Annotated in this window: 28 protein-coding genes and 2 tRNA genes; 1 reads left to right on the forward strand and 29 read right to left on the reverse strand. The window is 47.9% G+C overall.

Features of this window, described 5'->3' with window-relative positions; genetic code table 11:
* Nucleotides 1-252: 252 nt before the first annotated feature.
* Complete coding sequence (locus A1WG_RS21265; protein ID WP_016242483.1) at nucleotides 253-909, reverse strand: DUF1796 family putative cysteine peptidase; 657 nt, start codon at nucleotides 907-909, stop codon at nucleotides 253-255.
* Between A1WG_RS21265 and A1WG_RS0121270 the strand changes: the two genes are divergently transcribed.
* The gene (locus A1WG_RS0121270; RefSeq protein WP_016242484.1) at nucleotides 910-1641 is read left to right on the forward strand and encodes a GDSL-type esterase/lipase family protein; all 732 of its coding nucleotides are present in this window, start codon (nucleotides 910-912) and stop codon (nucleotides 1639-1641) included.
* A gap of 119 nt (nucleotides 1642-1760) precedes the next feature.
* Here A1WG_RS0121270 and A1WG_RS21260 read toward each other — a convergent pair whose 3' ends face one another.
* The 28 genes from A1WG_RS21260 to A1WG_RS21130 form a co-directional block, all read right to left on the reverse strand.
* Nucleotides 1761-4160 carry a phage head-binding domain-containing protein gene (locus A1WG_RS21260; RefSeq protein WP_016242485.1) on the reverse strand — a complete coding sequence of 800 codons (2400 nt, stop codon included), beginning with the start codon at nucleotides 4158-4160 and terminating at the stop codon, nucleotides 1761-1763.
* 164 nt (nucleotides 4161-4324) lie between these two features.
* Nucleotides 4325-6718, reverse strand: a complete 2394-nt coding sequence (locus A1WG_RS21255; RefSeq protein WP_016242486.1) for a transglycosylase SLT domain-containing protein — start codon at nucleotides 6716-6718, stop codon at nucleotides 4325-4327.
* Nucleotides 6719-8050 (reverse strand): phage DNA ejection protein, encoded by a 1332-nt coding sequence (locus tag A1WG_RS21250; RefSeq protein ID WP_016242487.1) that lies wholly within the window; start codon nucleotides 8048-8050, stop codon nucleotides 6719-6721.
* 9 nt (nucleotides 8051-8059) lie between these two features.
* Nucleotides 8060-8755 (reverse strand): hypothetical protein, encoded by a 696-nt coding sequence (locus A1WG_RS21245; protein WP_016242488.1) that lies wholly within the window; start codon nucleotides 8753-8755, stop codon nucleotides 8060-8062.
* Between the two features lie 2 nt (nucleotides 8756-8757).
* Nucleotides 8758-9213 carry a DUF2824 family protein gene (locus A1WG_RS21240; RefSeq protein ID WP_016242489.1) on the reverse strand — a complete coding sequence of 152 codons (456 nt, stop codon included), beginning with the start codon at nucleotides 9211-9213 and terminating at the stop codon, nucleotides 8758-8760.
* Nucleotides 9213-10166, reverse strand: coding sequence for a tail needle knob protein (locus A1WG_RS21235; RefSeq protein ID WP_016242490.1), 954 nt, complete (start codon nucleotides 10164-10166; stop codon nucleotides 9213-9215). The genes A1WG_RS21240 and A1WG_RS21235 overlap by 1 nt, the downstream gene beginning before the upstream one ends.
* Nucleotides 10166-11584: a packaged DNA stabilization protein gp10 gene (locus A1WG_RS21230; RefSeq protein ID WP_016242491.1), complete on the reverse strand. Its 1419-nt coding sequence runs from the start codon at nucleotides 11582-11584 to the stop codon at nucleotides 10166-10168. Before A1WG_RS21230 ends, A1WG_RS21235 begins: the two co-directional genes overlap by 1 nt.
* A gap of 9 nt (nucleotides 11585-11593) precedes the next feature.
* Nucleotides 11594-12055, reverse strand: a complete 462-nt coding sequence (locus A1WG_RS21225) for a packaged DNA stabilization gp4 family protein (protein WP_001140510.1) — start codon at nucleotides 12053-12055, stop codon at nucleotides 11594-11596.
* On the reverse strand, nucleotides 12036-12224 hold the full coding sequence (locus A1WG_RS21220) for a hypothetical protein (protein ID WP_001389518.1): 189 nt from the start codon (nucleotides 12222-12224) through the stop codon (nucleotides 12036-12038). The genes A1WG_RS21225 and A1WG_RS21220 overlap by 20 nt, the downstream gene beginning before the upstream one ends.
* A gap of 41 nt (nucleotides 12225-12265) precedes the next feature.
* The gene (locus A1WG_RS21215; protein WP_016242492.1) at nucleotides 12266-13519 is read right to left on the reverse strand and encodes a P22 phage major capsid protein family protein; all 1254 of its coding nucleotides are present in this window, start codon (nucleotides 13517-13519) and stop codon (nucleotides 12266-12268) included.
* 18 nt (nucleotides 13520-13537) lie between these two features.
* A complete protein-coding gene (locus tag A1WG_RS21210) occupies nucleotides 13538-14431 on the reverse strand; it encodes a phage scaffold protein (RefSeq protein WP_016242493.1) in 894 nt (297 codons plus the stop codon).
* Between the two features lie 90 nt (nucleotides 14432-14521).
* Nucleotides 14522-16720, reverse strand: coding sequence for a portal protein (locus tag A1WG_RS21205; RefSeq protein ID WP_000818366.1), 2199 nt, complete (start codon nucleotides 16718-16720; stop codon nucleotides 14522-14524).
* A 1-nt stretch (nucleotide 16721) separates the two neighbouring features.
* The gene (locus A1WG_RS21200; protein WP_000200766.1) at nucleotides 16722-18137 is read right to left on the reverse strand and encodes a PBSX family phage terminase large subunit; all 1416 of its coding nucleotides are present in this window, start codon (nucleotides 18135-18137) and stop codon (nucleotides 16722-16724) included.
* The gene (locus tag A1WG_RS21195; protein WP_000179910.1) at nucleotides 18134-18559 is read right to left on the reverse strand and encodes a terminase small subunit-like protein; all 426 of its coding nucleotides are present in this window, start codon (nucleotides 18557-18559) and stop codon (nucleotides 18134-18136) included. Before A1WG_RS21195 ends, A1WG_RS21200 begins: the two co-directional genes overlap by 4 nt.
* Nucleotides 18560-18638: 79 nt before the next feature.
* Nucleotides 18639-18881, reverse strand: a complete 243-nt coding sequence (locus A1WG_RS21190) for a DUF2560 family protein (protein WP_016242494.1) — start codon at nucleotides 18879-18881, stop codon at nucleotides 18639-18641.
* Between the two features lie 164 nt (nucleotides 18882-19045).
* Nucleotides 19046-19198: a hypothetical protein gene (locus A1WG_RS21185; protein ID WP_001139675.1), complete on the reverse strand. Its 153-nt coding sequence runs from the start codon at nucleotides 19196-19198 to the stop codon at nucleotides 19046-19048.
* Nucleotides 19186-19653, reverse strand: coding sequence for a lysis protein (locus A1WG_RS21180; RefSeq protein ID WP_016242495.1), 468 nt, complete (start codon nucleotides 19651-19653; stop codon nucleotides 19186-19188). Before A1WG_RS21180 ends, A1WG_RS21185 begins: the two co-directional genes overlap by 13 nt.
* On the reverse strand, nucleotides 19650-20126 hold the full coding sequence (locus A1WG_RS21175; RefSeq protein WP_000229392.1) for a glycoside hydrolase family 24 protein: 477 nt from the start codon (nucleotides 20124-20126) through the stop codon (nucleotides 19650-19652). The genes A1WG_RS21180 and A1WG_RS21175 overlap by 4 nt, the downstream gene beginning before the upstream one ends.
* Nucleotides 20110-20433: a phage holin, lambda family gene (locus A1WG_RS21170; protein WP_000783734.1), complete on the reverse strand. Its 324-nt coding sequence runs from the start codon at nucleotides 20431-20433 to the stop codon at nucleotides 20110-20112. Before A1WG_RS21170 ends, A1WG_RS21175 begins: the two co-directional genes overlap by 17 nt.
* Before the next feature lie 242 nt (nucleotides 20434-20675).
* A tRNA-Thr gene (locus A1WG_RS21165) sits at nucleotides 20676-20751 on the reverse strand.
* Nucleotides 20752-20756: 5 nt separating this feature from the next.
* Nucleotides 20757-20831: transfer RNA gene (locus tag A1WG_RS21160), tRNA-Asn, on the reverse strand.
* Between the two features lie 63 nt (nucleotides 20832-20894).
* The gene (locus A1WG_RS21155) at nucleotides 20895-21413 is read right to left on the reverse strand and encodes an antiterminator Q family protein (protein WP_000512805.1); all 519 of its coding nucleotides are present in this window, start codon (nucleotides 21411-21413) and stop codon (nucleotides 20895-20897) included.
* Nucleotides 21404-21598, reverse strand: coding sequence for a NinH protein (locus A1WG_RS21150; protein ID WP_016063210.1), 195 nt, complete (start codon nucleotides 21596-21598; stop codon nucleotides 21404-21406). The genes A1WG_RS21155 and A1WG_RS21150 overlap by 10 nt, the downstream gene beginning before the upstream one ends.
* Nucleotides 21595-21957: a RusA family crossover junction endodeoxyribonuclease gene (locus tag A1WG_RS21145; RefSeq protein WP_001008200.1), complete on the reverse strand. Its 363-nt coding sequence runs from the start codon at nucleotides 21955-21957 to the stop codon at nucleotides 21595-21597. Before A1WG_RS21145 ends, A1WG_RS21150 begins: the two co-directional genes overlap by 4 nt.
* Nucleotides 21954-22244 carry a DUF1364 domain-containing protein gene (locus A1WG_RS21140; RefSeq protein ID WP_000002243.1) on the reverse strand — a complete coding sequence of 97 codons (291 nt, stop codon included), beginning with the start codon at nucleotides 22242-22244 and terminating at the stop codon, nucleotides 21954-21956. Before A1WG_RS21140 ends, A1WG_RS21145 begins: the two co-directional genes overlap by 4 nt.
* Nucleotides 22244-22513, reverse strand: coding sequence for a hypothetical protein (locus A1WG_RS21135; protein WP_016242496.1), 270 nt, complete (start codon nucleotides 22511-22513; stop codon nucleotides 22244-22246). Before A1WG_RS21135 ends, A1WG_RS21140 begins: the two co-directional genes overlap by 1 nt.
* Nucleotides 22506-22715: a protein NinF gene (locus A1WG_RS0121275; RefSeq protein WP_077688242.1), complete on the reverse strand. Its 210-nt coding sequence runs from the start codon at nucleotides 22713-22715 to the stop codon at nucleotides 22506-22508. Before A1WG_RS0121275 ends, A1WG_RS21135 begins: the two co-directional genes overlap by 8 nt.
* Nucleotides 22675-23076 (reverse strand): hypothetical protein, encoded by a 402-nt coding sequence (locus A1WG_RS21130; protein ID WP_016242497.1) that lies wholly within the window; start codon nucleotides 23074-23076, stop codon nucleotides 22675-22677. The genes A1WG_RS0121275 and A1WG_RS21130 overlap by 41 nt, the downstream gene beginning before the upstream one ends.
* Between the last annotated feature and the right edge of the window lies 1 nt (nucleotide 23077).

Here is a 23077-nt window from a genome sequence, read left to right on the forward strand (position 1 = left end):
CATCATATGACCATGTATATTTCATAAATGACACAGATCGCCCAAGAGCACACCAGATAACAGGCGGTTAGAGTTGACTGAAACATCAAGCATCGTAGTTCTCCGTAGATCTAACGGTGTGATTTGCCCCATATATGCCCCACCACTCAGCATCGAAGAGCACAAAGCCTTGCAATCCAGTGCAAAGCTTTGTGTGTTATTTTTTATGGCTATATAAATTATATACTGCCAGTGCTATCTAACATTTAAATATTATGAACTATAATAAGTCCTAATCTTTACAGATGAAAGCATAATCTTCCAAGCTTGATCGCTACCCAACCACTCATCGTTGGTTGGTTCATTATCACCAGATACTACATAAGTATCTGGCATATCAAAGTCTATATTGCAAAGGTCTTCTCCTTTGCGCTCCTTAAAAATAAGAAGATCTATTTTTGTTGTTGGGAATTTTTTATCCAAAACACTTCTCAGTTTATACACAGCATCTCGTTCTGCATTCAATCTAACGAGTAAAACACGTTCCGACTCATTGATTTTCTCTATAAATCTTTTTCTTCTCGCCTTTATTTTTTTCATCATATTAAACAAGCAGACTTCAATACCTTGTTTTTCATAGTCATCAATAAGAATATCGTGAATACTTCGAAATCCAGTCGCTGTATCTGTGATATCAATACAATTTTTAAATCTGCCATTAATTTTTATATTTTCAGGCAAGAAAAGGTGGTCGCACCCCTTATTAATTATTTTTGTAACTTGAGGTAGTTTTTGAGAGGCAAACCAATCAAATGGTCCACTAAATGTCCTCAACCCAAATCGCTTTAACCTTCCTGCTGGTTGACATTTTTTACCAAGGCTTGCTATAAAATCATACTCTCCACAAGGAAGAAAAAGGCCTTTATTCATATGATTTTCCTTACATTTTATGACGACAAAAATCATAACATTGCCTTATTAATCAGTCAAACAGTTAACAAAAGCAAACAAACAAGTAAGCACATTGTTGATAATTTGTTTATTTTTATGTTTTTGTTATCTATACCATTTTTTTCATTTGCTTCTGATACAAACAAAACGCCACCATATCGCATGAGGGAGTCGATGTTTGAGTTATTAAAGGAGCAAAGGGATATTGTTATGCTTGGCGATAGCATAACCGCGCGAGGAGAGTGGAATGAGCTTCTTCCTAGTTTATCTGTAGCAAATAGGGGCATTGGGGGAGATGAAGTTAAATTTATGAAAAGAAGGATTGATTCTATATTTTTATTAAAGCCCAAATATGTATTCATTATGGGCGGAACAAATGATTTCAGAAGAAAAAGAAGTGTTGATGATGTGGTTCGTGACTATAAGCATATAATAAAAAAACTACACAAACACAGAATTAATGTATTCATTCAGTCCACCCTTTACGTGTCAAGAGAAAGCAGGTTAAATGACAACATAAAAATATTAAAATTAAATAATGCAATAAATAACTATTGCTCTGTATCTAATTATTGTCGTTTCGTAGATCTTAACGTGCACATGGCAAAAGATAGAAAAATACTAGCTAAGTATAGCGATGATGGAGTCCATCTAAATGGTAATGGGTATTTAATGTGGGCGTCAATCATATACCCTTTAATTAAAAAATAAGAATAGTAAAAAACCATCTCATTATGAGGTGGTTTTTTATATAGAATAAAGCAATAGAGGTTTATTTTATTTGTTTATCATGGCTTAATGCACTAGCACTTTAATTGAAAAAACTATATTTATTTTAGTATCCATCCGGTATTTCCTGTTCCTGTTTTTTTTTGATACCAATCACCATTATAATCAATGTACATTGACCCCTGAGGTGCGGTCACAACACCCTCAGGTGAACCGGAGCCTCTATAAATTCCAAAGAGAGTTGTACCTCTTACTTTCTCGTATGCAAACAACAAACCATCTGAAGCCCTTCTGATACGCAACGGTTCGTGCTCTGAGTCCGATGCAAATGTAGTGGTGCCGTTTGAATCTGTTTCCCTGGAAAAACTTCCATCTGTTCTTGTTCCTTCAATGATCGAATTTGGGTAGTTTGGATCATCAGATGAATGTAACCTAATATAGGAACTATTTGATGCTGATACCCCCCTCCCCCTTAAAATCAATCCCTTAAATGATGACGTAAATAGTGCCTGGATTGAGCCATAAACAGTGTTATCACTACCGTTTTGCTGATCGTATATTCTTAGTCTTGAGCTATTATCATACATAATAGCGTCGAAGTACTCACCAAGACGTTCGCTAAATGCAACAATATTAAAAGCATTGCGCCATCTAAATGATATATTTCGCCCGCTTTCTCCGGCATCTACACCTGCATTACTTGAAGCATTGGTTATGCCAGAATTAAGGTTCTGCTCATCGTTGTTACCAGTCGCTGGTCGTATAGAGTAAATTGTCTTTTTCTCAAGAGAATAGCTACTTCCCCATCCATAATCTGTATCAGGACTCCAGTCTCCAGAATTTGCATCCTTGGTTGTTTCCACCCAATAAGAGCCATTTGATGGAGGAACACCAATTATTCCAGAAGTCTCAATAGATGATGCAGCCCATCTTCTTCCACGCCAGTTTACAATATTAGCTCCTGCCCTCCATGTTTCTATGCAGCTTATAATTATTTCTTCGCCACGAATAGTTAAACCTTCCGGCTCGAATCTGGCTGGATTCCCAAGAGTTGGATGGTTAAGCAACCCATCGCGCCCATATTGCGACCTTGCATCATCGATATCTAATTTTCTTAGTAAATTACCTGTTAAATCATATGTAAAGATATGATGCTTTCCAAAAGCATTAGTGCCTCCCTTAAGTATATGTATATATCTTCCATCAGACGCAATACCTTGTACAGAGTAAGCGCCTTCAGAAGGTGAGTCGCTCATTTCCCAAACAAACATGGGGTTTGCTAATGTTTTATCTTCAAGTTTATCAATTGATATTTTATCGTATATAAATACAGTTCGTTTAGCGGCATCACTCTTTGGTGTATTAACCATTATTAAAAGACGACCGTCAGAAGAAATGGCAATTCCTGCACGATTGTAATCTTGAAATGGGTGACCGCTACCAGTAATCCCCCATACATTATAACTTTTTACGTCAGACTGAGTTGTTCCTGCCCCTCGCCAAGTTATTTTACTAAACCCTTTGCCTGCAGACTCCCCATCTTCACCTGAATTGGTTACACTTGATGTATATAAATATACTTGACCATTCTCCACCATGGCAGAAAGATCAAATCCGTGCCCAAGGTTTAATTCTGGAGAATACGCAACATGGTTTACTACCCTTCCATCATCATAAAGATTAAACTCAACAATACGAACTCTTTCTTTATCCGACCAGGTTGGCCCAACAGGCCGTTGTGTGACAAATAGTTTTTCAATGCCATTAACACGGCAATATGCGATCCCCTGTAACGCATTTCTGGCATTAGGATAAATTTCTGTGTTTGTTTCTCCCTGAAAACCAAAAAAAGGTTCCATCATTTTTCTCTGCGCAAGTTTGTCAGTTTCAAGTAGACGAGAAACGGAAATAAGAGAGCCATTATCTGCAACAATCCTCCCAATACCTCGAGCAGAAGATACATCAACTTCGAGAGTATTTACTGCAAAATCGCCATCAGGAACAAACATTCTATAGCCTGCGTTAGAGAATGCCTCAGTAGCGTCAGTTATTCCATCACTGATAGCCCCCCAACCGCGAACATCTTTGTCATCACGCCATCGTGCAATCTGCAATTCGGGATATTTTTTAGCACCATCCGGGTCTTCTAACTGCTGCCGTAGCTGATCCGGGTCATACTTCAGCACATTAGGGAAATAGAACTGCTGAGTGCCATATGCATCATATACAGCCATAGAATGGCCTTGAACAGTTACGAATTTGGCAATCTGCCCGTTATATACCGGATATCCAGCAGCGTTAATGATGATTGGCTGCGAAACAGGAACATGAGAGCCGTCTTCGTTCTCTACATAAACCTGAATCTGGTTTTCTGGACTTACCGGGTCAGTGTCAATTTTTCCGATATAAATTTTGCCGTTGGCTACTGCTTTAAAAGAACGCGCCATAGTGAAGAGTTGCGAAGGCATACTCACTACAACATTGGCTGTAATGTCTGTCATTTAATTTTCTCCAGACGTAGCAATGCGGAACAAGATGCAACTTGCCCGGCATTGCATTAATGTAAGTTATGATTTGTTAACTATGAGATGAGTCTATGCAAAAAGATCAGTTGAATATTGCGTTCTATATATTTGGTTTTTGCACATTTCTGGTGTTTGCAAAGCTATTCTGACAACGAATCAGACTTAGCCCCCTGCGTCAGAGCGTTAATTGCCTTTTGTGCCTGCTGCATTGCTTTCTCAAAGGCTGTTGATCCGCGTGGGGTGTTTGCCATTCTGAGCATTGCATTTCTGAATGGTTCGCTCTCATAGGCGCGAGTAAGAAGTCCGTAGCTTACTGCTGCGCCAGTTGTCGCCGGGTTCATTGCCGTCCCATACCCGATAATGAACGGGATGGTTTGCTGCCCTGTGGGTGTTGTTACTGCCGCTTTTGCTGCCTGCTGAGTGGACTGAAGGTAATTTTTCAATCCTTTCAGATAAGCAGCATCCTGCCCCTTAAATGTGATGCCAGTCTGGTTTTGCAGGATGTTAAGCTGCCGAAGGAACTGGTCAGGGGATCCGCCAGATTTCTCCATCGCCTTTCCAATGATGCCATTGCGCATTTGCGCCCTGCCAACACGACCAACTGAGTTATACAGCGTCTTAATTTCCGATTTGTTCTTGCTGAATAGCATGTTGTTGACAATTTCCGGTGTCAGGTCGCCTTTCATGAGAACATTCTTCAGCCTGGTATTCTTTAGTTTCGCCGCTTCGTCAGCGTAGACGGCATTGGCCTGCTGATATTTACGGAGAGTATCGTTGCCAAGATTATGACCAATGGCACCATTGATATCGTCGGTCATCGCCTTGTAAACGCGCTGAATGGCAGCATCGGAACGGTTTGGTAACACTGGTCGCTCACCCTTCACGTCCATTCTGAACTGACTGCGCAGGTCGCTTAATTGCTTCAAATCCAGATTTACCGGACCATCAGGGCCAGCATTGCGAACAAGCTCATCATGATATGACTGAAGTTTTGAAATTGTCTCGTTATCAGCAACCTTACCAAGCTTCTTCAGATTAGATATCTCAGTATCAATCTGCTGAATTGCTCGCGCAGGCTGGATATTGACTCCCGCCATTGCATTCTGAACCTGCTCAAGACGGTTCCCTGCAGCACGACGAATTCCTGATGTTTTCGCTTTAAGGCTGTCAATAACAACAGCTGGATCATACTCACCGAATTTATCAGCAAATCTCTGCACCAACTGGCTTCTCGCTTCCTGTTGCGTTGCTCTCATTCCGCTTGTGCCAGCCAGGGGGATATTTTCTGCTGTCGTTTGCGCCATTTTTCCGACGCGGGAAGTAGGCTGTAACAGGTCTGTGGTGTGCAGAGGCACTCCTTCACGCTCTGCAAATCTGATAGCTTGCTGCGCTTCTGGCGCGATAGCACCACGAACGCCACGATAAGCAGCACCTAATCCACGTCCGGCAGCGTTAATAGCACCGCCAGCAAGTACACCAACGCCTAAATCGGTGGCGAGTGCTTCCGCATCATCTTTCGCACTATTTGCAGCAAGTGATCCAACTGCGTTTTCTGCTAGAAGGCGAGTTGCCCCCTGAGCAATTCGACCAGCAAGTGTTGGTGCCTGTGTTGCCGCTCTCTCAATGCCAGCAGGAGTGAGGTAAGGCAATGCTTCAGCAAATACCCTTCCCTCTGTCGTTTGTGGAGTCAGCGCGCCTTGCTTAAGTCCAAAGTCTTGCTCTAATCCCTGCGTTGTTACTCGTGGTGCTGGTTGATATGTACCATCGCCAATACCGAGTTTACCGCCAGCCCAAGCCGCCGCGCTTGTTACAGCATCAGTGAGTTCAGCAGGTATGTTCGCTACGTTGATTCCTGCCTGTAGTAAGCCGCGCCCGGTTTCAGCAAGTCCATTACCAAGGTCATACATTATTCCGCCTTGCTGCTGAACAGGTTTCGGTGCGACAGAACTTACGGGTTGAGGTGGCTGCTGACTGGCTGCCTGCTGCTCAATCTGAGCAAATGGATTATTTGGGTCTGACTGCACGCCTGATGCCGATACTTGTTCGGATGACTGTGCTTCCAGTTGTGCAAACGGGTTGTTAGGGTCTTGCTGAGGATGTACCTTTGCAGAGGTGGCGCGCTGTTCGACTGTTGAGTCTGTCACCGGGTCACCCGCCCATTGAGCAAAGCGATCATCAACGTAACCGCGGCCTTCAGGTCCTGGCGTATATTCGCCACGCTTTGCCTTCATAACGTTGCCGGGACCGTCGTGATAAGCCTGAAGAGCGTCACGCCAGTTACCAAACTGCTGGTACATCTTTGCCAGATAGCGCGCGCCAGCGTCAGCCTGATATTCGGGGTTTTGCATTTGCTCATCGGTATAACCCATATCACGCCATGTCCCAGGCATGACCTGAGTCAACCCTACAGCCCCGGCGGAGCTTACTGCGGCAGGGTTGTAAGAAGACTCCTTGGCACCCAGTGCAGTCATCAACCCTTCTGGCACACCGTAACGTGCGCCAGCCTGCTCTAACAAATCACGGTAATTAGCCATTTACTGCCCCAAAGATGGAAGATATCCGTAGCGATTAATGAAGTCGATTGACAGCTCGGGGTGCTGCTTCAGGTAATCTATAGAAGCCTGAGGCGCTTCCACTCGCTTGATGCCGTTTTGCTGAACGTACTTACCAACCGCCTCATTACGCTTCTGGTTGAGCGTGTTCAGAATGACGCCAGCGTTGCGACGAAAGGACTCCTCGCTCTGCGAGTTCTGCAGCGAACCAACAGCCTGGTCGAGCTTTTTGCCCTCGGCATCAGAAAGTGCGCCCATGCCTCGCATGGCCTGAACCGCTGTCAGGTATGCTTGTGATTTAAAGGTATCAAGTCGTGCCTGAGTGTCTGCAGCCTGTGAGCCTGGAACGTTGGGGATTACTCCACGTAAGCCTGTAATGCTCTTAAGTGAAGGAGAACTAACGATATCGTTCAGAGTGAACATGCTGGTTGTGAGGGTGTTGATGCCGTCTTTGTAGCCATCATTTAGCGCTTGCTGCTTCTGCTGCAACTGCTGGTTGTTGGCTGCTATGCGGCTCTGTATTTCCTGGCGCTTCAGGTCGTTAGTTTCTGCTGATAGCATCCGGTCAAGGCGCTTATTTTCGTTGTTAATGCGGTTTGTTTCTGCGTCCAGATTAATGCGCTGCTGACCTAAATTCGCCTGGATATCTTGTCCGCGCATTGTGATTGCCTGATTCCGAGCGGCGGTTTGCGAATCCAGATCCTGACCGCGCATGGTAACCTGGCGACCCTGCATTTTATCCTGTAGGTCAAAGTATTTTTCGGGCCCGAGACTGTTCATCCCTAGGTGATCGACAAATTCGCCGAACTGCCGCGGGTTCTGTTGGTACATCTGAGCGACGTCATGAGGATTAACGCCAACACGAGCTAACTCACCGGCGTTGTTTTGCAGCCATGATTGCATTGCTTCTGGAGACGATGACGCAAGGCGTGCGCCAGCCGCTAAGGTGCCGATAGAATTACGCTGATCTTCATCAATGAATCCCATGCCTTTACGAACGGATTCAATCTGGTCTGGATATTGAGTAGCCAACTGACGCAAGGCACCGCGATCACCAGACGCATAAGCATTAGCGTATGCCTGCTGAAATTCTTTCTGCCGCTGAGCCTGCTTTTCCTGCTGAAAAACACTCGCTATACCTGAAAGACCTTGCAAAGCAGTCAGCCCAACATTGTTAGCGCCTGAACGCTCAAAATCATTGTTCTGCCTGATAAGCTGAAGCGTATTGCCGATGTCATTTACGCTAGGAGCGTTTGAGTTGACGCCACCGATACCAGCCAACAATCCGCCATTTGATCCTTGCCAAGTAGCCATGATTACCCCTTAAAACAACGAGCCAAGCAGGCCAAGCCCGCCACCAATTGCCGCTCCTAATCCAGTACCAAGTCCGGGAACAATAGAGCCAAGAGCAGCGCCAGTCATAGCCCCTGAAGCTCCGCCGCTAATTGCTGTCTGAAGACCTGATGGTTTATTGGCATTAGCAGCGGCAAGAGCCGCACTTTGCTGCGAAATCTGACTCATGTTGTTGGCATATGTCTGCCCGGCGTTTGCCTGACCTTGCAGTGCGCCAAGACCAATATTTGCCAGATTCTGGTAGTTGTTCATCTGACCAGACAGCCACTGCTGACCAAGCGTTGGTGCGATTGTTGCTAACTGATTACCGGTTGCAGTGGAACCCAATCCACCTGTTGCTTCCGCTGCAGCCAGACTCTGATAGCGAGCCTGACCAGCAAGATCTTTGTACTGCTGAGAGTTGTAATACTGGTTAAGTGCCTGACCTTGCCCATGAAGAGAGGAAAGATTCTGCAATTGTGATACGTACTGCTGAGCGAGTGGCGTGAACGGAGCAAGGTTTTTCATGATCGTCTGCCACTGCTTATTCTGCAGGTCTGCGGCATACTTCTGAGCTTCTGCGGCATACTTTGCGCTTTTATCAGAACTGCCACCTTTCCCGCCTTTTTCAGGGCAATAAGGTTCCTCGCCGCGCAGTTTTCTGCCCAGCGTAAATGCATATAACATGGCTATCTCCCGTGATTCAGGAAGTCGATTAGTTCTTCGCGTGTGGCGCTGTAAAACGTCACGTCATCCACGCCTTTGAAGTATTTCTTGATGGTTCCTACACGCTTAAGGCCAATCATTGCGCAGTACATCTGCCCGTGGCGGAATTTGCGTGCAGCAAATGATGTGACGCACTGAACGGTGGTGTTGGTCAGAATGTATCGCCAGAACGCCAGCCCGATTTCCTTGCTGAAGCCGCGAATCTCTGGCAGGTACATGGCGTGGCAATCGAGGGTCAGCGGCTGAATCTCCTGATAGTAAACAATGCCGCCGAACTGCCCGTGCACGTTCACCTCAAAGTAACGGCATTCAGGCTTGTAGTCGTATCCATCACCGTTGTTGCTTCCGGCAATAATGTCAGGGTGATTTCCGACTGCTTCGATCAGGTCGATGTTTCGCGTTGGTTTGAACTGAATCATTACTGCTCCGCGATTATCTTGATGGTTGTGGCAGTAAACGACGCACCATTCGACTGAATGGTTAACGTGCTGCCATTTGTGGCAAGAAAGCCGTCTTTATCCACGCTGAAGAACGTAGCTAACAGGATGTTGTCGGTTGTTGTCACCGCATTACGACTGCTAACCAACGTGTCAGGAACAGAACCGGACAAGGTTAGCTGCATTGACCTGTTAGCGGTTCCGCTGGGCCACGTCCCGACGATCGACAGCTTGAAGAACAAGGTTTTGTTCTCGTTGAACACAACCATCTTGTTGTTAACGGTGTCGAAGAATGGTGCCAACGTTCCGGATGACGGCGTGAGCGTTTTCAGCAGGCTAACAAGGTTAGTCGGCGCTGTCGGGATGGTTACAGATACTCCTGAGTAAACAACCTCTGATTTCTTGCGCGTGGTGGCATACTCAAGCGCAGATATTCTTGTTGAGTGATCACCAACTGTGCTTTGTAGCGTCGAAATACTTCCTTCTGCCGCTGTGAGCCTGGTATCAAGTGCGTCGATATCGGTTTTATTCTGAGTTATGCGCGCATCATGGTTTGCTAACTCAGATTCATTGGCAGCAATTCGTGTCTCGTGATCAGCCAGCTCTGTTTCAGCAGCCGTAATCCTTGTTTCATGATCTGCAAGAGTGCTTTCCGCTGCTGCAATTCTATGTTCATGATTGATGAGAGTTGCTTCAGCAGCTTCAATTCTGGATTCATGGTCTGCAAGGGTGACATCCTGCTCATCATTCTTCACCTGTGCATCATAAGCCCCCTTCCCTGCTTCGTTGGCCTTGTTAGCCACGTTACCAACATCAGTGCCCTGTGCGATAACGTACAGCAGATATGACTGCGAGAAGATATTGCGCGGAAGGACTGATGTGTCGAGCCGCGTAGCCTGGATGATTACCGGCTCATTGAGATTCGAATCAGCCATTACTCAATCCTTATCTGGCAGCCAGACAGAGTGACAGGTGACTTCGTTATAACGCGCAATTTGAAGCCGACATTTTTCCTGATGCGCCCTACTCGCTTCCACAAAACACGTTTGTCATAAACGAACGGTTCATTCTGCTCAATCATCTGCTCACGACCGTAATTTATGCCGTCAGTGGTTGCAGAGATGAACAGGCTGTCGGCGTACTGCGCAACGCCAGTTGACGATTCAACCTCAAGGTCGAACACTCTGGCGTTATCCGCTTTGAACAACGGAGTAAACAGCAGATGTTCCTGTTGCTTGTCGTACTGGCTGCTGATATCGAATTGCAATTTCCCGGTCACCGATTCCAGCTTATCGCCGCACGTTATCTGATTGCCTTCGTAAATGAAGTCGATAGCGCGGTACACATCGTCATACAGGCCTGTTTTCAGCACACACCATTGCGGACCATTGGCGCTTGAAGATGCGTCGTAAACAAGAACATGACGCGGAAGATGGATAATCAGCAACTCATGCGCATCAAATCGCAGAGACTCCATCACACCATCAGCCAGTTCATCAGCAGTGTAGGAGCGGAGAATTTTCTCAATGCTCGCGCTGGCGATTGGTGATACCTGACCGGAGCCGATGATGTATACAGACGGAGCACCTGTTGCCGGATTGCTGATGAACGCATAGGAATCAGCAAACGGCGTTTTGCAGTAAGTTCCGGCAATGCCTTTCTGCACCATCAGCGATGGCTGTGCGACATACAACGCGGCACCAACTGTGGTTGCACCAGTGAGGGAAAAATATTCAATCGTCGATGAACCAAAGCAGACGATGAAGTCTCGCCATGTGCCGATGCCGATGATTCCGTCAGGCTGAGACTCGGCACGATATTGTGCACTGTAACGGTCAGGATGCGATTCGTCTTCAAGGTCAGTGATAAACCATGAATCCGTGCCGTCTTTTGACCACGCATAACGCCCACGTAAGCGTGTAATGTCGCGGACTGAACCTAACTCATACTGCGTGAATCCGCTGTCTGTAGGCCAGTTTGAGACGGTTTTAACCGTGCCATCATAGCGATACTCGATAAGTTGACCATTAACGCCTACCGCCTGTGATGTCCGGCCATGCGCCATTGATACGCGACCACTTCCGGCAACATCACCGACTGCATTTTCTCCTTTGTACAGCTTGCCACCACACACGCGATAAACAGCACTCTGCGCCATGTTGTACTCGACGCCGCGCGATACGCCGTTCACATTAGAGCGTTTGGCAATGCCCGGGAATGAGCGAAGATATCCGCTGCTGTTCAGGATTTCTTTGGGTGTAGCCAACATATTCACTGGCAGATAGTCGATATAGTCGGCGTTTCGGAAGTCTTTACCGACACCTTTCATAAGCGGAAGTTGCTGAATCGGCATTTATTCACCTCACGTACTCGGATCATCTTTCTCGATGTAAAACCGATTCCACGTAAACGCGCTTTTGTTACCACTACCGCGAGGCATGTCATTTCGCCGCTCAAGTGGTGGTATTTTGGTTAAAGCAATGCAGATTGTCTGATATGCACTGTCAGCAGCGGTAAGGAGAGCGTCTGACGGCTGAATGACGTTATCCATGCACACTTGCACAGCGAGTTTCAAAGCGACGCCATCATTTGCCCATGCAGGGATACCTGAATCATCGTCAGGTAACGGCATGATGCCGTTTTCTGTATCAGCAAACTGATACCCAAGCTCGATACCTTTCGCCTGCCATGCTGCCATCATGTCTTCGAGGTCATTAATGGCATCTTCAATTGCCTGAGGGTCAGCATCTGTCAACGTGGCATTGGAATACAGCCCGGCTTTTCGTAAAGCCTTTAGAACGAGATCACCCTTCGTTTTCGCCATCTTCTTCCGCCTTAGCAACTTTTTGCTTCGTTGCGGTTTCTTCAGGAGTTTTTACCCAGCCTTTTTTCAGATGAGATTTAACTTCTTCGTCATCAACAATGATGTAATCGACAGCAAACTGACCACAGGTGATCATGTTGCCCGGCTTATAGAGCATTGTTCGTGCCATTGTCTTCTCCCAATAAAAATGGGGCCGAAGCCCCACCAAAATTACTGCCCGGCAATAACGATGCCCGTATATTCAGGAACCAGTACAGAGCAACCGTACAGAGTGGTGAAACGAGCAGTGGTTACGCCTTTGATGTGGTCGAAGGCGTAAGACATGATCAGCGTAGCGCCCTGCTCGGTGGTTGCTGTCATTACCTGTGGACCCTGACCAGTCGGGAACGCCAGTTTGCCGTACATCAGTTCAACAGAACCATCAGCCCAGAACAGGTTAGCCGGTGCGGCATTTTTGTTGAGAATGGTGATTGCTGCGCTACTTGCCGCATTAGCATCAACGTTTGCATATGGACGGCTGGCGACATCCGCGTTGTCAGGCGGCAGAATTTTCGGGGAGATAGTTACTGTCGTTCCGCTAACTGCCAGAACGCGGAATACCTGCGGCTGCCCGGTGGTATCTTTGGTGATCTGGTGTACGGAATTCACCCCTGCGATGGTAAACGCATCGCCAACCTGCAAACCTTCAGCAGATACCGTAATGGTCCCCTGTCGGTTATCCACTGGCATATCGTTAGCATCTTTCGCTTCAACCTTGTGCGCAGGTGCTGATGCCAGCGTAATGGAAGTTGCTGTACCCTTCGGAACACGACCAGAAATATCGGTCTTGTAGCTATCGAAGGACGCAACCGTAGGGATCTGCGCTTTTTCGTATGCTGTCAGGGTTGCGCCCTGAGCATAGGCACGGTGACCAAGCTCGCCAGCAAGGTCTTTGTAGTTGAAGGGGTTCCAGAAAGAGCGACGATTGATACCCTGCGGCACACCAATCGCCGTCATGGTGGCATCAATACCTGCCGCACAGTTCCACAAATCACGGCCCTGTGAACCAGTGGTTGAGTCAGCCATTGTGATCACGTTAGTAGCACGCTGCGTGACCATGGAAATCAGGTCAGAGTCAATCTGTGCAGCAAGGCGCATACCTGCGGCGCGACCAGCTTCAGTTTTATGTTCCGGGTCACGCATTTCACGCGCATCCAGAGTGTACAGAATGTTTTTCGGCTCCTTGAACACAGAAGGAACAAGGCGCTGAACCAGTGCTGTTGGCGTTTTGCTGCTGAGGTCGAGGCCTTCCTCAATGTTCATGTGGTAATGCTGCGGACGATACAGAACATCACCTGCTCGCTGCATTGCTGTATCACCGGGACGGAATTTTTTAGCGTTACGGGAAACTACGCAGGCGGCCTCAAAGCCTTCAACGTAGTTTTCGAACATGATTTCAAGGTCTTTTGCTAATTGGTTAGCCATGCTTAATGCTCCGATAGGTTATTTTTTTGCCTTTTTAGCGGCGAAATACGGCGTCCAGTCACCAGTTTCCAGCGCCTTGGCTTTCAGTTTGTCGAGGTTATTGATTACTGCGCCGTTGCTCCCCTTAACTGTCGGGGTTGTGGCTGCCGTGGTTTTTGCTTTTGGCATGATTCTGGCCTTCGATTCGATACGTTCCAGCAGACGACCAATTGCTACGGGGTTGGTAGCTTCTGCCAGTTGCTTGCGCAGTTCAGCGTTGCGACCAAGCGCCAGAACAACGATTTCCGGCTTCTCTGACTCAAACAGGATCGCGTTTTGTGTCTCGATGGGGATTTCCTCGAGTACGGCCTGTTCTGCTTCCTGATAGCCAGGAACCTTGAGAGCCTTAACACGTTGCTGATATTTGGATAATCGCTCTTGATAAGCAGCCTGAAGCTCCTGCTCCTTCTGCTTGCGAGCCATCTCCTGTTGCTGGTACTTTCCGTTATCATCTGCCCACTTAGCCATGCGTTGCTGATAGATTTCTTCATCGAAACCGATGTCCTCATCATCCAGTTTTGGCATTCGCGGTGGTTGAGTGATTACCGGCTGCTGCTCGACGGGTTTCTGAGACTGACGCATCAGCTCTTTCAGCTCGCGGTCTTTCTCTTTAATCGTCTTGCGCAGGTGTTTTACCAGTCCATGCTCTGCGCCATCTTCGCTGGTTGGCGAATCCAGCTTTTCGTCACCAAAGTAGAATTCCTGCTCTGATTCGTCGTCATCAGTTTCAGTAGCTTCCTCTGCATCATTGCCGGAGGACTCACTGCCATCTTCTGTTTCGACTTCTTCAGCCAGTTCGACATCATCAGGAATCTGCTCTGACGCGTCGGTTTCGATTTCAACTTCTGGTGTGTTTTCTGCCATCTGGTCCATTTGTTACCCCTGTTTACTCGATGTTCAGCCCATCGGAAGGCAATAGGGTGCCAGGCCTCATAAAGACAGCCATTGCACGTTATGGGTTAATTACTGCTGTGGTTGTTGCTGAGTTGATTTTTGCAGGATGCTGCTGATGTCCATGCGCTGCGCATGGCCCTGTGCCTGACTTTTCAGGACAAGCTCTGCATCAGCACGGGCATTGTCTCCTTGCTGTTGCTGGAACTGTCCGAGCAGTTTCAGAGCCTCGCGGATATCAGATTTCTGCTGACTATCGGCAGATGCGAGGATTTTCACAACATTTGCCGCAGCAACCTGAGCATCAGTCTGTGCCTGGAATGCTTTAACCTGAATGGCTGCCTGTTCGTTCTGCGCTTTCTGCAATTCAGCCTGACCAGCAAGAAGCTGACCTTGCGCAGCAACCATAGCCGGATCTGGCTGACTGGCCTGTTGTTGTTTCGCCTGCTCAACCATCTGCTGTTCTTCTGGTGTTCTCGGCTTGATAACACCAGACAGAAGCAACTGATTGCGGTTGTATTCTTTAAGGTCGTCCATCCCTTCACCGTCCATATTGTCGAGAATCATCGACGATACAAGGTCGTGCTTCGGCGTTCCTGGTGGGATAAGTGCCAGCATGGAAAGTAACGACTTAACCGTTGCATCACGGCGAGTAGCGAACGACTGACCAACATCGACAGTCACTTCATAGTTACCCTGCGAAAGGTCGTTAAGCGCGATAACCTGCCCTGTCTGACGGTCAACCACTTCACCAGTCATCAGCGCCACGTCATCGCTGCCGTCCTCATTAACGATACGCATCGGCGTATCGCTGCCATAGACTTCACGAGCCATAGAAAGCCACACAACGCCAGCGCGACGCATGGATTTAGCCATGTTGTCCATGTAGATATAGGACTGCGTATCCATCCGGTTAAAGATGCTATCAACGGTATCGGTGGCGACGTTGCTCGGCATGTTCTCAAGCTGCGACGCACCTGTAATTTGCTGAATAGCCGTTCCGGTGTACTGCAATAGCCCGGCAAGAGCTGGAGGCATTTGTGTCGGAGGCGTATAACTGCTGACCTGAGCCTGCGCAGTAATATCTCCGTTTTTGTTTTTCAGACTGACCATCGGCAGGAACGCCGGGCGCTTTTTGTTGCGCTCCGCCCAATGAGTGGCGAGAGGACCAGGAATCATGTCAACATCAACTACAGGAATGCCATCACCGCCAGCCTGAGTAGCGTTATCTGCAATCATGGAAACCATCAGGTTCTCAAGACGCTGTGCATCCATCGCTTTTGCTGCGTGGCCTTCGATTCGCTCCTGATTATCAACAAATGAACGACGCCCATATACCGGGATGAGAGGAATATGTTCGCCCGGAATACGCTTAGGTTCTTCCAGCCATTCAGCGCCAGACAGAAGACCGCAATAAACTCTGCGTTTCTTCACCGTCCGCTCACCAATCAGTTCGAATGCACCATCAGTTAGCTCATCGACAATATCTTTGATTTGATCTTCATCATAGATTGCCGTTTCTCCGCTAACAGGGTTGCGCCATGCAGTGAGCTTCACCTTCTCTATGCGAACTTCGTAGTAGCGCCCAACATAGATGGCATCTGGCGTTGACCAGTCATATTGAGTGCCAGTGTCATCACGAGAAAGGCTTGCCGCGATGGAATCAGGGTATTCAGCCTCGAACGCTTTAGGCGTCATGGAGAACATTTCCATAGCCCACATAGCATCAGAACGGTCATATTGCTTGCTGTCCTGATCGAAGAAGACGCATGTCGCTGGGTCGTAAACAGGAAGAAGGCTGATGCGTCGCTGCTCGTTACTCGGATCCATTTCATCTTCGTAATCGGCACACATGCGGAAACAACCGAATCCGCCCGTTACAGCATCATCAAATGCGTTATCACACGCTTCGCCACCGGATGTTTCCTGATAGTCAGCGCGGAATTTGCCGTTCATCTTTTCGGCTAACGCTTCCGATGCCTTATCGTCCTTCGGCCTGAATTTAACGCTTATGCGATTCTGTCGATACTCGCCAATGATGCGATCACATTCACGGGCAATCTTATTCAGTTCAAAGCGCGGATAATGCTCAAACCTTCCTTCATCAAATGAGTAACCAGCGTTTGTGCTGCCTTCCCACTGTGCGCCGGATACCCGGACGAAACGTTGAGCCTCAATAATCTGCTCACGCATATCCTGCGTTGCTGACCAGGCATTATCAAAGTTGCACAGCACCTTGCGATGCCAGTCAGTCATCTTTTTTTCTGCCATATCAACCTACACCACAAGGAATTGAGTAACTGGAATAGTCGGGTTGCGCAGCCGACTCCGGGCAATGCATACACATCATCAGCGCATCAGCCAGGTTAGGAGATGGAATACCGAGCTTCTGCTTCATTTCGACCTTAGTCATTAGCTCCAGCTTCCCGTTGTTATTGAATTTGCGCTGAATCTGCGTCAGTTCTGCAAACAGCTTCTCCAGCATCTTCTCGCCTATCGCTTCTTTGTCGAAGCTCAGCATGTCGTCGGGGTCTGCATACTCACCGTGGACAACCGCCCGATATGTCAGATACAGCCTGTCAGCCAGCGCGTAATAGAATTGCGCTCGCTTATTGCGGAATACATCACCAATAGTGCGAACGTTGTCGCCCTGTACGACTTCATCAGCCCATGCTCCGGCCTGATACGGCGCATCTTCATCGAATGGCGATTCACTGCCCTTGAACATCGTGGCGGTGATTTTCTTGCCGGAGAACGCTTCCGTTGTCTGTCTGCGTAGGCCCGCACCGACGCCATCACCATCCCACAGGTAATGGTCAGCGCCGTCTTCAATCGCCAGCGAAGTAGCCCAGTCAGCACCCTCGTTGATGTCCATCAGCAGACCTTCGGCAATGCGCTTAACTACCGAACCGTGACGCGATGCGTAACCTTTAGCATCTGGCCCTGTATCTGACGGGTCATGCGCAGAGACAACAGCGCCTTTCGCTTTCCATCCGAGTTTCTTGTGCGCATCGGTTGCGGCTTCAAGCCATTCACGTTTGATGATTGCCATATCACTTGCGCTTACTGGCTCACCAAGCCAGATGTGACGATACAGTGTCGGATTTCTGCGTTTACACTCTTCCATCTCCAGACGGAGAACTTCAGGAAAATGCGGGTTGTCGGTGTAGTTCACCGTCAGCAGGCAAATATCATCGGGAGGATTTACAACGAATCGCTGATAGGTATCGTCGAGTATGTTCTTCGGGTTAAAGCTCACCCATATTTCGGAAAACGGCTTGCGGATGGTTGGTATCAGGATATCCCATGATTCCTTCGTTACCGCTTCCGCTTCTTCCACCCAGCAGATATCAATGCCTTCGAGCGATTTAATCTTCGTCGGGTTGTTTTTGATGCCGTAGAACATGAACTCAGCATTCGTTCCGAGATGACGAATCATGGAACGCTGAATTTCAAACTCAGCCGAATACCCTTCACGCTCGATGGTATCTTCAAGCAACCGGATTACCGAATCGCTGATACTGTTTTGCAGTTCACGAGCGCAGAGAATACGCACTGGCTGCCGACGCGCCGCTTCAACAAGCAGCCTCGCAATTGCCCATGATTTACCGCTACCTCGACCGCCTTTGGCGACTTTGTAGCGATGCGCCTCAATGAACGGTTCAAAGATAGGATTAATCGAGGTCATTTTCCGAACAGAGTGCTCATCGGTGATGTTTCAATCTGAATTGCGCCGCCGTCTTTGCCGACAAGCTCATTAGTTACCTTGTCTCCATACTTACGGGGATTCATTCTGGCCAGCGCCCATTTGCGGGTATCAACGCGAAGTCTTGCCTTTGCCACCTCGGCGGCATCAGGGATTACGTCGTCAGCAATTTCGAATATCTCTTCGAAAATAGAGTCGGCCCGAGTCTCTGTTGCCTTCGCGTACTGGTCACGAAACTCCTGATGTTCAGCCAGCCAGCGAAAAACTGATGTTTTGCTCGGCATTCCTGGGCGTTCGCAAACTTTGCGCAGACTCTCACCGGAGGAAAGCAATGCGCAAATGTCATTAGCCACCTCCGGCATATAATCAGAGGGGCGACCACCTTTCTTTTTCTCAGTCGCCATATTGATTATTTCCCTTCTGCTTGCTTATCCCATTCATCGCGGAATTTGGATGGGTTGTCGAAACCTTGAGTTGCCATGTTTACGTTCCGGTAGTGAACAGGTCTAACGCTTCCTTCGATTTACGCACCGCTTCGATAGTGCGGGTCGTGATATCCGAATTAGCGCCGCCTGATTGGAAGTGAATTTTGAATAGCTCAAGCTTCAGTTCGTCAGTGCCAATGAACTGAAATGCTTCTTCTGCGGCTGCGTTCTGGTTCATGACCAGTTTGTAAATCTCTAACTGGAATTTCTGTTCTTCAGTCATGGGAATAATCTCTGCCATTGTTGGCTCCGTTTATCCGTTAAAAGGGATATCAGTTAAGTTATCCCGTGTAGGGTATAAGCCATTATCAAAGCCACTCTGTAGGGAATGGCTTTTGTAATGGCAATAAAAAGCCCCGCGAATGCGAGGCTAAATCCTGGTATTTGTAATGACTGGCTCTTATCTCAACGCAGCCCCTTACCGCGCGCAAGATGCTCAATATCAAGCATCAGCAATGAGATGTTTAATCTGGATTCACTCCAGAAGTGATCACCATCCTGTCTACAGAGCCAGATGTGAAGGATGATGAGTAAAATTATCGCTATCATCGAAGGCATTGCGTCCTGATGTATTCCTGAAGCGTTCTCAGTGCTGTTTGGTCGCGGATAATTCCGCCCCGGATACCGAGAACGTTTCGTCCAGCAACTGGAGAGAGTTCGACGGTGGCATCATTGCCCATGCCGGAGGCGCTGGAGGTTTCGGCTGAGGATGGCACAGGGCATTTTCCTTTGACGAACACCCGACCACCATTATCAAGCTTGCGCCGAAGAGCATCATTTTCAGCTTTCGCATCAGCTAACTCCTTCGTGTATTTAGCATCGAGTGCATCAGCAGAACGCTGGCGCTGCTGCATGTCAGTAATGGTGGCGGTCGCCTGCTTCAGCTCACTGACTTTTTTATCTCGCTGTTCTTTGTAGGCGATGGCGTTATCACGGTAATGATTGACCGCCCACGACAGGCAGACGATGATGCAGATAACCAGAGCGGAGATAATCGCGGTTACTCTGCTCATACCTCAATCTCTCTGACCGTTCCACCTGCTTCTTTGAATTTTGCAATCAGGCTGTCTGCCTTATGCTCGAACTGACCATAACCAGCACCCGGCAGTGAAGCCCAGATATTGCTGCAACGGTCGATAGCCTGACGGATATCACCGCGATCAATCATCGGCAAAGCGCCACGCTCCTTAATCTGCTGCAGCGCAACAGCGTCCTGGCTTTTGGGAGAGAAGTCTTTCAGGCCAAGCTGCTTACGGTAGGCATCCCACCAACGGGAAAGAAGCTGGTAACGTCCGGCTGCTGTTGATTTGAGTTTGGGGTTTAGCGTGACAAGTTTGCGAGGGTGATCGGAGTAATCAGTGAATAGCTCTCCCCCTACAATGACGTCATAACCATGATTTCTGGTTTTCTGCCGTCCGTTATCAGTTCCCTCTGACCACGCCAGCATATCGAGGAACGCCTTACGTTGATTATTGATTTCCACCATCTTCTACTCCGGCTTTTTTAGCAGCGAAGCGTTTGATAAGCGAACCAATCGAGTCAGTACCGATGTAGCCGATGAACACGCTCGTTATATAAGCGAGATTGCTACTTAGTCCGGCGAAGTCGAGAAGGTCACGAATGAACCAGGCGATAATGGCGCACATCGTTGCGTCGATTACTGTTTTTGTAAACGCACCGCCATTATATCTGCCGCGAAGGTACGCCATTGCAAACGCAAGGATTGCCCCGATGCCTTGTTCCTTTGCCGCGAGAATGGCGGCTAACAGGTCATGTTTTTCTGGCATCTTCATGTCTTACCCCCAATAAGGGGATTTGCTCTATTTAATTAGGAATAAGATCGATTACTGATAGAACAAATCCAGGCTACTGTGTTTAGTAATCAGATTTGTTCGTGACCGATATGCACGGGCAAAACGGCATGAGGTTGCGCTAACAACCTCATGCCACCCGCTTTCACGAAGGTCATGTGTAGAAGGCCGCAGCATAACTATCACTGATGAATTCAGGATAGCCAGTGGCTACGGCTCAGTTATGGTGCTGGTTAACGGACTTGAACCGCTACCCATTCGCTTACAAGGCGACTGCTCTACCATTGGAGCTAAACCAGCATGTTTGGCGGGACAGCGTGGACTCGAACCACGATAAGAAGATTAACAGCCTTCCGTAATGACCTTTATACGACTGACCCAAATAAAAAAAGCCACCGTTGCAACTTAAGAGTCACTAACGGCAGCTTACCTTCTAATTATGGCTAAATGGATAATTGCATGTCAAGGCTTTTAACAGCAACATGCTTAACTTTCTCAACACGTTTACGCATTTTGAAAGCATTTTGCATTGGCTGGTACAAAACAAATAACGACGCTTTCAGGATGTCGTCAATTTCGTTTCTACAGGTTGCCAGTGAAGGTTTTCTCCATCCCTCGCCACCACGTCCACACATCTTGCGTGGCTTTGCAGTCGCGTGATAGTAGGATGCAATTGCTCGCTTAGATGAACCATGAGCGTAGTAGCTAAGGAGGATGCCAAAGGCTTTCTTGTCAATGCACATGACGGAATCGACGACCTGAGAAATCAACATTCCATCATCATCATTGCACATTGGCCTTGTCATAACTCTTCCCGGCTCTACGCTCTCCATGAACTTCGCTATTACGCTGCTCATGCGCTTTTCCAGACGACCTGAATAAACCCATGCGCCCCACAGTTCAAGCCAGCCATTCAGCCACTCGTGCTGCTCTTTGGTGAGGTTTAGTTCTCTTATGCCCATCGTCTTCCCCTCTTGCCCTGTTTGACCATCAGGACGCCGTTAACTATTACGTGACGCTCGCCTTTACTGTCTCGGTTGTACTTGAGCACTGTTCCTCTTGCGCAGGAAAGCATCCTTGCCACTTCGGTCTGATTGCCTCGTGTCTGGATAAGAAGCTCTGGTATCGTTTGAATTGTGGCGTTCATACGTTCTCCAGCTCGGTGATTTTTATTCCAAGCCTTCCGCCTGGTACTTTCACGCCACGAATTACGCGAATGTCATCGAATTGCTCGTCGTCTTCCGCAAATCCGGCGTGGATAAGGGAGTCGAGTAAACCTTTCAGGATGTTGTCGAGGTCGCGGCGGCGGGAGTCTGGAACGTCTGCGATGACTTTGATGCGGAGTCGTGATTTGGTGAAAATGTCTAACTTAAGTTGGCGGATGATTTGCTGAACGTCTTTTCGGTATTTCTGGCCTTTATCGCTGATGTAGTATTGGCTTCCCCGTCTTCGCCAGTAGGTGTTCACCGACGGCGGGTATGGAAGCACAAACTGATATTCGTTCATGGCTTAATCTTCCCCTCCTTCAGCAGTATCGCCTGCGTCCTGATCACGCCTTCCAGGTGGTAAAGTCTGGCGTCTTTGTTGTCGAGATTATGGGTGCGTCGGTCGATTTCATCGTGACACGCGCTACAAGCCCATGCACCGATCAGGTCGTCAGGTTTCATTCCCGTTCCGCAAATTCCAGCCATCCGGTAATGTGCCAGAACTGTAGTTTCAGGATTGCCATTGCATACGCCGTAAATACGTACCTGGCATTCTCTGCCGCGTGCTTCTTTGCGTAGGTTAGCCATTATGGTTCACTCCAGTAATTCTCAATTGCAGCAGCCATTCTCTGCATCCACTCAGCCAGCTTTAACGCGGCTTCTCTTTCAGAACCACATTTAGGGAAATCCTTCATTTCCATGCTGGCCTTATATGTTCTGAATGCCAGGTCTCCGGTAATAATCAACTCCTGATCAAGCACCGAGCGTTTATTCCGGTGTTGAACGTAATAGACAGATTCAGTCCGCATTTCTTCTCTGTCTTTTTTGAAGGAAATAAGCTCAGAGAAATCACTCATCGTCTTCTTCCTCGTACATTGAGCTATTCGGATCGCTCATCAGTTCTGCGCAGCAATCGGAGCACACGTGAACTTCCAGCACATGCAGCTTTTGACCGCAATTAGCGCACGTTAAAGCTCGCTCGACGCTTTTTTTCTGGTATTGAAGGGATTGGGATGGGCTAAGCATGGCTTTCACCATTAAAAAGTCGCTTGTAAGCATCAATGTATCGTTTTGCTTCACCGAGCTTTCGTCTTAATTCCATGTTTTCTGATTCAAGCTTTTCCATGTCTTGCTGGTATCGATCGCGGTGTTCTTTCCATGCTTTTCGATACGCCTTCATGTATGTCGTTTTGGCCTTTCTCTTTGCCTGACGAACAGCGTGATGGTTTTCTACAAACCACTCAGGGTCGTTAAATGCTGCTCTGGCGCATGTAGACAAATAATTTGCTGCCTCCCTGTTTAGCCAACAAATACTGATACATGGCAACTTGATAAGCACCATTTTTCGTTGAGACTCTTTCTCGCCAAACATGTGCCATTTTTTGATGCTAAGGCCAAATCCTGGTTGAATTAAAAGCATT

The sequence above is a fragment of the Escherichia sp. KTE96 genome (genome assembly GCF_000408525.1).
GTDB classification, from domain to species: domain Bacteria; phylum Pseudomonadota; class Gammaproteobacteria; order Enterobacterales; family Enterobacteriaceae; genus Escherichia; species Escherichia marmotae.

What these genes read in the sequence shown, in the direction of transcription:
- A1WG_RS21190 (WP_016242494.1), bottom strand. Translation starts at nt 18,881, where the DNA reads ATGGCAGAGATTATTCCCATGACTGAAGAACAGAAATTCCAGTTAGAG.
- A1WG_RS21250 (WP_016242487.1), bottom strand. Translation starts at nt 8,050, where the DNA reads ATGGCTACTTGGCAAGGATCAAATGGCGGATTGTTGGCTGGTATCGGT.
- A1WG_RS21170 (WP_000783734.1), bottom strand. Translation starts at nt 20,433, where the DNA reads ATGAAGATGCCAGAAAAACATGACCTGTTAGCCGCCATTCTCGCGGCA.
- A1WG_RS21155 (WP_000512805.1), bottom strand. Translation starts at nt 21,413, where the DNA reads ATGGGCATAAGAGAACTAAACCTCACCAAAGAGCAGCACGAGTGGCTG.
- A1WG_RS0121275 (WP_077688242.1), bottom strand. Translation starts at nt 22,715, where the DNA reads ATGCTTACAAGCGACTTTTTAATGGTGAAAGCCATGCTTAGCCCATCC.
- A1WG_RS21195 (WP_000179910.1), bottom strand. Translation starts at nt 18,559, where the DNA reads ATGGCGACTGAGAAAAAGAAAGGTGGTCGCCCCTCTGATTATATGCCG.
- A1WG_RS21245 (WP_016242488.1), bottom strand. Translation starts at nt 8,755, where the DNA reads ATGTTATATGCATTTACGCTGGGCAGAAAACTGCGCGGCGAGGAACCT.
- A1WG_RS21215 (WP_016242492.1), bottom strand. Translation starts at nt 13,519, where the DNA reads ATGGCTAACCAATTAGCAAAAGACCTTGAAATCATGTTCGAAAACTAC.
- A1WG_RS21205 (WP_000818366.1), bottom strand. Translation starts at nt 16,720, where the DNA reads ATGGCAGAAAAAAAGATGACTGACTGGCATCGCAAGGTGCTGTGCAAC.
- A1WG_RS21135 (WP_016242496.1), bottom strand. Translation starts at nt 22,513, where the DNA reads ATGAGTGATTTCTCTGAGCTTATTTCCTTCAAAAAAGACAGAGAAGAA.
- A1WG_RS21210 (WP_016242493.1), bottom strand. Translation starts at nt 14,431, where the DNA reads ATGGACCAGATGGCAGAAAACACACCAGAAGTTGAAATCGAAACCGAC.
- A1WG_RS21140 (WP_000002243.1), bottom strand. Translation starts at nt 22,244, where the DNA reads ATGGCTAACCTACGCAAAGAAGCACGCGGCAGAGAATGCCAGGTACGT.
- A1WG_RS21240 (WP_016242489.1), bottom strand. Translation starts at nt 9,213, where the DNA reads ATGATTCAGTTCAAACCAACGCGAAACATCGACCTGATCGAAGCAGTC.
- A1WG_RS21225 (WP_001140510.1), bottom strand. Translation starts at nt 12,055, where the DNA reads ATGGCGAAAACGAAGGGTGATCTCGTTCTAAAGGCTTTACGAAAAGCC.
- A1WG_RS21150 (WP_016063210.1), bottom strand. Translation starts at nt 21,598, where the DNA reads ATGAACGCCACAATTCAAACGATACCAGAGCTTCTTATCCAGACACGA.
- A1WG_RS21175 (WP_000229392.1), bottom strand. Translation starts at nt 20,126, where the DNA reads ATGGTGGAAATCAATAATCAACGTAAGGCGTTCCTCGATATGCTGGCG.
- A1WG_RS21145 (WP_001008200.1), bottom strand. Translation starts at nt 21,957, where the DNA reads ATGAACGAATATCAGTTTGTGCTTCCATACCCGCCGTCGGTGAACACC.
- A1WG_RS21130 (WP_016242497.1), bottom strand. Translation starts at nt 23,076, where the DNA reads ATGCTTTTAATTCAACCAGGATTTGGCCTTAGCATCAAAAAATGGCAC.
- A1WG_RS21220 (WP_001389518.1), bottom strand. Translation starts at nt 12,224, where the DNA reads ATGGCACGAACAATGCTCTATAAGCCGGGCAACATGATCACCTGTGGT.
- A1WG_RS21180 (WP_016242495.1), bottom strand. Translation starts at nt 19,653, where the DNA reads ATGAGCAGAGTAACCGCGATTATCTCCGCTCTGGTTATCTGCATCATC.
- A1WG_RS21260 (WP_016242485.1), bottom strand. Translation starts at nt 4,160, where the DNA reads ATGACAGACATTACAGCCAATGTTGTAGTGAGTATGCCTTCGCAACTC.
- A1WG_RS21235 (WP_016242490.1), bottom strand. Translation starts at nt 10,166, where the DNA reads ATGGCTGATTCGAATCTCAATGAGCCGGTAATCATCCAGGCTACGCGG.
- A1WG_RS21255 (WP_016242486.1), bottom strand. Translation starts at nt 6,718, where the DNA reads ATGGCTAATTACCGTGATTTGTTAGAGCAGGCTGGCGCACGTTACGGT.
- A1WG_RS21230 (WP_016242491.1), bottom strand. Translation starts at nt 11,584, where the DNA reads ATGCCGATTCAGCAACTTCCGCTTATGAAAGGTGTCGGTAAAGACTTC.
- A1WG_RS0121270 (WP_016242484.1), top strand. Translation starts at nt 910, where the DNA reads ATGATTTTCCTTACATTTTATGACGACAAAAATCATAACATTGCCTTA.
- A1WG_RS21265 (WP_016242483.1), bottom strand. Translation starts at nt 909, where the DNA reads ATGAATAAAGGCCTTTTTCTTCCTTGTGGAGAGTATGATTTTATAGCA.
- A1WG_RS21200 (WP_000200766.1), bottom strand. Translation starts at nt 18,137, where the DNA reads ATGACCTCGATTAATCCTATCTTTGAACCGTTCATTGAGGCGCATCGC.
- A1WG_RS21185 (WP_001139675.1), bottom strand. Translation starts at nt 19,198, where the DNA reads ATGCCTTCGATGATAGCGATAATTTTACTCATCATCCTTCACATCTGG.